The sequence below is a fragment of the bacterium genome (assembly GCA_024226335.1).
Taxonomy (GTDB): domain Bacteria; phylum Myxococcota_A; class UBA9160; order SZUA-336; family SZUA-336; genus JAAELY01.
In genome coordinates, this window is record JAAELY010000215.1 from 1 (window position 1) to 5,144 (window position 5,144).

The 5,144-nt window shown below is 60.2% G+C and carries 5 protein-coding genes; 3 read left to right on the top strand and 2 right to left on the bottom strand.

The features are described from left to right. From GY725_10645 to GY725_10655, 3 genes are all read left to right on the top strand, one after another. Positions 1-527: hypothetical protein (locus tag GY725_10645; GenBank protein ID MCP4004644.1), on the top strand; the 527-nt coding region annotated here is incomplete at its 5' end. Between the two features lie 168 nt (positions 528-695). After that, a complete protein-coding gene (locus tag GY725_10650; protein MCP4004645.1) occupies positions 696-1,910 on the top strand; it encodes a hypothetical protein in 1,215 nt (404 codons plus the stop codon). Positions 1,911-2,164: 254 nt separating this feature from the next. Next, the gene (locus GY725_10655) at positions 2,165-4,396 is read left to right on the top strand and encodes a tetratricopeptide repeat protein (protein ID MCP4004646.1); all 2,232 of its coding nucleotides are present in this window, start codon (positions 2,165-2,167) and stop codon (positions 4,394-4,396) included. Between the two features lie 212 nt (positions 4,397-4,608). Here the strand turns inward: GY725_10655 and GY725_10660 are convergent, their stop codons facing one another. Further along, complete coding sequence (locus GY725_10660) at positions 4,609-5,028, bottom strand: autotransporter outer membrane beta-barrel domain-containing protein (GenBank protein ID MCP4004647.1); 420 nt, start codon at positions 5,026-5,028, stop codon at positions 4,609-4,611. 6 nt (positions 5,029-5,034) lie between these two features. Further along, a partial coding sequence (locus tag GY725_10665) for a transposase domain-containing protein (GenBank protein ID MCP4004648.1) occupies positions 5,035-5,144 on the bottom strand: 110 nt, incomplete at its 5' end.

Consider the following 5,144-nt stretch of genomic DNA (forward strand, 5'->3'; position numbering starts at 1 on the left):
ACAACGAGATGTACGACAACACGATCGGGATGGGCCTCTACCACCCAGCCGGTGCTTCAGAGCCCGCGCTTCCGGTGATGGAAGACTGGAAGATCATGAACAACTACATTCATGACAACAACCAGTTTTTCGGCGGCGTGGGTGGTTTGCCCGCCCTCCTCCCGCCCGGCGGAGGGATTTTGCTTCAGGGTGTGAGCGGCCACAGCCTCGAGGGCAATCGGGTCGAGAACAACGACTTCTTCGGGCTGGCGGTCATCGACTTCTGTGTGTCGAGGACGGGACTCCCTGGGCCATGCACTCCCGACCCCAATACTACGGGCCATGACCCTGTGCCGAGGAACAACGTGATCTCGGACAATACATTCGTCAACAACGGCACCAATCCGGTTTCGCACCCACTGGCGCCGCTCGCGGCGGACATCATCGACGCGGTTCTCGATCCCACGGCGAACAATTGCTACGAAGAGAACACCTTCACAACCTTCGCCTCGCTGCTTGGAGCGACCGAACCGCAAGCGTGTCCCTGACAAGCCAAGCGGTTTGATCCTTTCGAGTTCCCCCGCCCGAGATTCTCGGGTGGGGGCTTGAAGAGGACTCGGGGTTCCCCTCTTGTCAATCGTCAATCCGATCCAGATGGCGCCACCCTGGACCGGGTTGCAGTGCCGCTTGCCGAAACGAATGCTCGAGTTCATCGATTGAGCCGTCCTGAGGACCAGATCGACGCGGACGATGGCTCGACCGTTCTTCGCCGGGTGAGCGGACCCGAAGCCGACGAACTGTATTTCCTCTGCCGGCCCGAGTGCGGAACAACCGATGTCGCCGCCCAGGCCGATGCCGTGTACCGGGCCCTGCTCGAACGGCTCACTTCCCAGGGCGCGTCCCTCGCAGCACTTACAAGCGAGACGCTCTTTGTGGGCGACTATCGGCGGGATCTCGAGATCATCCTCGACACACGCCGCCGCGTGCTCGAGGAAGCCGAGCCCGGGCCGTGCCCCCCGGTGACGGCCGTCATCGGACAAGCCCCGCTTTGCGACGAAGCAGCTTTGGAAGTCTCGGCGCTGGCCGTCGTCCCTCATGGCCCGCCGTCTCAGTCCGAAACCGAGGTTTGGACCACCCCTGCTTGCAGCTGCGACGCCTGCTCGCGGCTGCCTGCAAAGCTTATTCGCCTGGGCGACCAGCTCCACGCACACGCCGGCAACATCTACGGGTCGGGTGAGAGTGCGTTCGAGCAGACCTACGCCATGTTCTGCTCTGCCGAGGAGTTGCTACGCGACGCAGGAATGGGCTTTCACGAGGTCGTCCGCACCTGGATCTACCTGCGTGACATGGATCGCGACTATGCGGAATTCAATCGAGCACGGCGTGAGTTCTTCGCCAGCCGTGGCATCGAGTTGATGCCGGCCAGTACCGCCGTTGGAGGCGAACCCAGCGCTGATGCTCACGACGTTTCCATGCGCCTGCACGCCATCAAGTCGCCGCAACCGCTGAACGTAGAGATCATGTCGACCCCCACGCTCAACGAAGCCTGGACCTACGGCTCGGATTTCTCGCGTGGCTTGAAGGTCGAGGACACGAACAAGATCTCGCTCCACGTGTCGGGCACAGCAAGCATCGACGAAGCGGGGGACACCGTTCATCTAGACGACGTCGAGGCGCAAGCCAAGCGCATGCTCCTAAACATCTCCTGCTTGCTCGAAGCACAGGGGGCTTCGTTCCTAGACCTGGTCTCAGCTGTCACATATGTGAAGCACGCGGCCGATGCGCTGTTGATCCGCACGATCTTTCACGAGCATGGGTTCGAGGGCTTCCCGTGTACAGTGGTTGAGGCTCCCATATGCCGCCCCGATCTCCTGTGCGAGACCGAAGCCATTGCGATTCTGCCTCTGCCCGGACGGGCAACGCCCCAGTGAGCATGAATCCCCAGCGGGGCGCACTCGCCCGAACGTCCAGCCGATGCCATGCCTTCGTGGTCCTTGCGATTGCCCTTGTTGCTCTCCCGCCGCTTCTCTTCGGATGCAGCCGAGATGAAGCACCACCGCGAGATCGCGAACCATCAAGCGAACCCTCGGTAGAAGCGATCGCAGCATTCTCGAGTTCTGCTGAGCGGGAAGGACAGCTGGAGATCACGTATCCGCAGAACGGGACTCTGTTTCCGCCCAAGATCGTGGCTCCGACATTCCTTTGGAACGACAAGTCGAAGGCCGTCGATCAGTGGTTCATCGTGGTGCGCTCTTCCGCCTCCAATGAAGCTCTCCGTTTCTCGACGCGCGCCAACAGCTGGAAGCCCCCGGAGGCGGACTGGGAACGCATCAAGCGCGAGTCCCGCGACGCCGACGCCCAGGTGGTGATCGTCGGTGTCGACGACGAGGCGCCGGCAACCATTTTGTCGGGGTCCAGCGTCCACATCCGTACATCGAAGGACGAGGTTCGCGATTCGATCTTCTATCGAGAAGTGCCGTTGCCGTTTCTCGAGGCCGTTCAGGACCCTTCCCGCATACGCTGGCGTTTCGGCTCGGTCGACTCGCAGACCGCACCCCCGATCGTTCTCGAGGACCTGCCGGTGTGCGGCAACTGTCATTCCTTTTCGTCGAAGGGCAAAGTGCTCGGCATCGATGTCGACTACGGCAACGATAAGGGTGCTTATGCCGTCATCCCGGTAGAAAAAGAGATGGTGATGGAAGATTCGAACATCATCACCTGGGCGGACTACAGGCGGGACGACGGGGAACTCACCTTCGGGCTGTTGTCGCAACTCTCGCCCAACGGCAGGTACGTGATCAGCACGGTCAAGGACCGGTCGGTGTTCGTCGCCACACCAGACATCGCCTTTTCGCAGCTCTTCTTTCCCATCAAGGGGGTCCTCGTCGTCTATGACCGCGAAGCGAAGACCTTCCAGGCTTTGCCCGGAGCCGACAATCCCGCCTACGTGCAGAGCAATCCCTCGTGGAGTCCCGACGGGAAGGAGATCGTGTTCGCCAGGGCGAAGGCCTACGAGCTAGCGAACTCCACCGGCAAGAACAGCGTCATCATCGACCTGGCGGACGTCCAGGAGTTCGTCACCGACAAGAAGCCGTTCCGCTACGACCTCTACAAGATCCCGTTCAACGACGGCAAGGGCGGAGTTGCCGAACCGCTCGCTGGCGCTTCCGACAACGGCATGAGCAATTTCTTTGCCCAGTACTCGCCGGACGGAAAGTGGATCGTGTTCTGCAAGGCTCGGAGTTACATGCTGTTGCAGCCCGACAGCGAGCTCTACATCATCCCGGCAAAAGGTGGCGAGGCACGGCGGTTGAGCTCCAACACCTCGCTCATGAACTCGTGGCATAGCTGGTCGTCGAACAGCCGATGGCTGGTGTTCTCGTCGAAGGTGAACACTCCCTACACCCAGTTGTTCCTGACCCATATCGATGAGAACGGCGACGACACACCTCCGGTACTGCTCGAGCGCTTTACCAGCAGTGACCGCGCCGCGAACATCCCCGTGTTCGTTGATCTAGACGCTGATGCGATCACGCAGATCGGCGAAGAGTTCCTGGATTCGTATTCGTTCCTGCGTGCCGGCATGGCCAACGAGAGGACGGGCGACTACGTGGGGGCCGAGCGGTCGTTCCGAAGAGGTCTGGAAATCGACCCCGAGAATCTCGATCTCCACAATGCACTGGGCTGGACTCTATTCCAATCGGGAAGAAGTGCGGAAGCGGTCGTCGAGTACGAAAAGGCATTGGCGGTCGATCCCATGGACGTCAGAGCCAACAACAACATCGCACTGGCCCTGACCGAGCTGGGACGACTCGACAAAGCGGCCCTGCATTTCCGCAACTCGCTTGCGGTCGAACCCAAGGCAGAGATCTACAGCGATCTCGGGTTCGTTCTCGACCGGCAGGGCAGGAGCGATGAGGCGATCACGAACTACCGCAAGGCAATCGCGCTGGATTCAGAGACCCGGTCGGCGCATTTCAACCTCGCGGTGTCTTTGCTGAACCGAGGTGAACTCGCTCAGTCTGCGGTTCACTACGAGGCGGCCCTGCGCTTGAAACCGACGGCGGAGGCCTACAACGGCCTGGGGTTCGTGCTCTCCAAGCAGGGCAAGGTGGACGATGCCATTGCCCAGTTCCGAGAAGCGGTCCGTGTAAATCCGAAGTACACGGCTGCCTACAACAATCTGGCGGGCAACCTGATCAAACAAGGGAAGCTCGAGGAAGCCGCGTCGAACTACCAGCTCTCCCTCGACGAGAAGCCGAGTGCCGTGCTCCACAATCAACTGGGTGTGATCCTGGTACGACTAGACCGAATCGACGAAGCCGCGCAGCAGTTCCGCAAGGCGATCGCGATCGATCCCCAGTACGGCGAGGCACGCAAGAACCTTGCAGCGGTTGGCGAGATGCGCGGGGAGTGACGTCCGATTTCGGCAGGAGCGGCCCTTCACCGGCGAGGCCATTATGACCTGCCTGGGGATATTCGGACCGATTGAACTACGAAGCGTTGCACCCGCATGGCGTCGATCCCGCGCTCCTGCCGTTCCCCGTCAACGACGCACTTCGCTGAGCGCTTACGAAGCACCGCCAAAAGGCGATGCGAATCAAACCGACTACCTTAGGGCCGAATATCTTAGAACTTGTACTCCAACGATAACCGCCCATCCACATATTTCTCATTGTCGGAATTACCCGCTTCGATGTCAGCCACCAAGCTCAGGTTATCATTCGTGGCAACGCGGTAGTCAAGGCCCACATAGCCACCTAGCTTATTGTCATCACCGGCGCTGGAAAAGCTGAAGCTGTTACCCGACAGTGCGGCCTGTGTGCGGTCGTTATCACTGTGTCGTGAGGTGAGTCCAACTCGCATCTCAATTTCACTGTGCGAATCAGGTTGCTTGGCAACCGCCAATTGTAGACGCGCTGTCAGGGTACGTGCCATGGCATCATCTACAGTCAGATTAGAACTTGTGGTGCCACTCTCACTATAGCCATCCATCCAGGCGACGTTGAAAGCCAGGTTGAATGAGGGTAAGCGGTGGACGAACCGCATCCTCGGTCAGTCCGGGTTGAGCGCGGCCCGATCGAGATTCTGCGGGAGCAGAGCATCGAGTTGATCCAGCGAGGTGAGCGTCGGCAGCACCTCGAACAGGTGCGCCAGGTAACGGC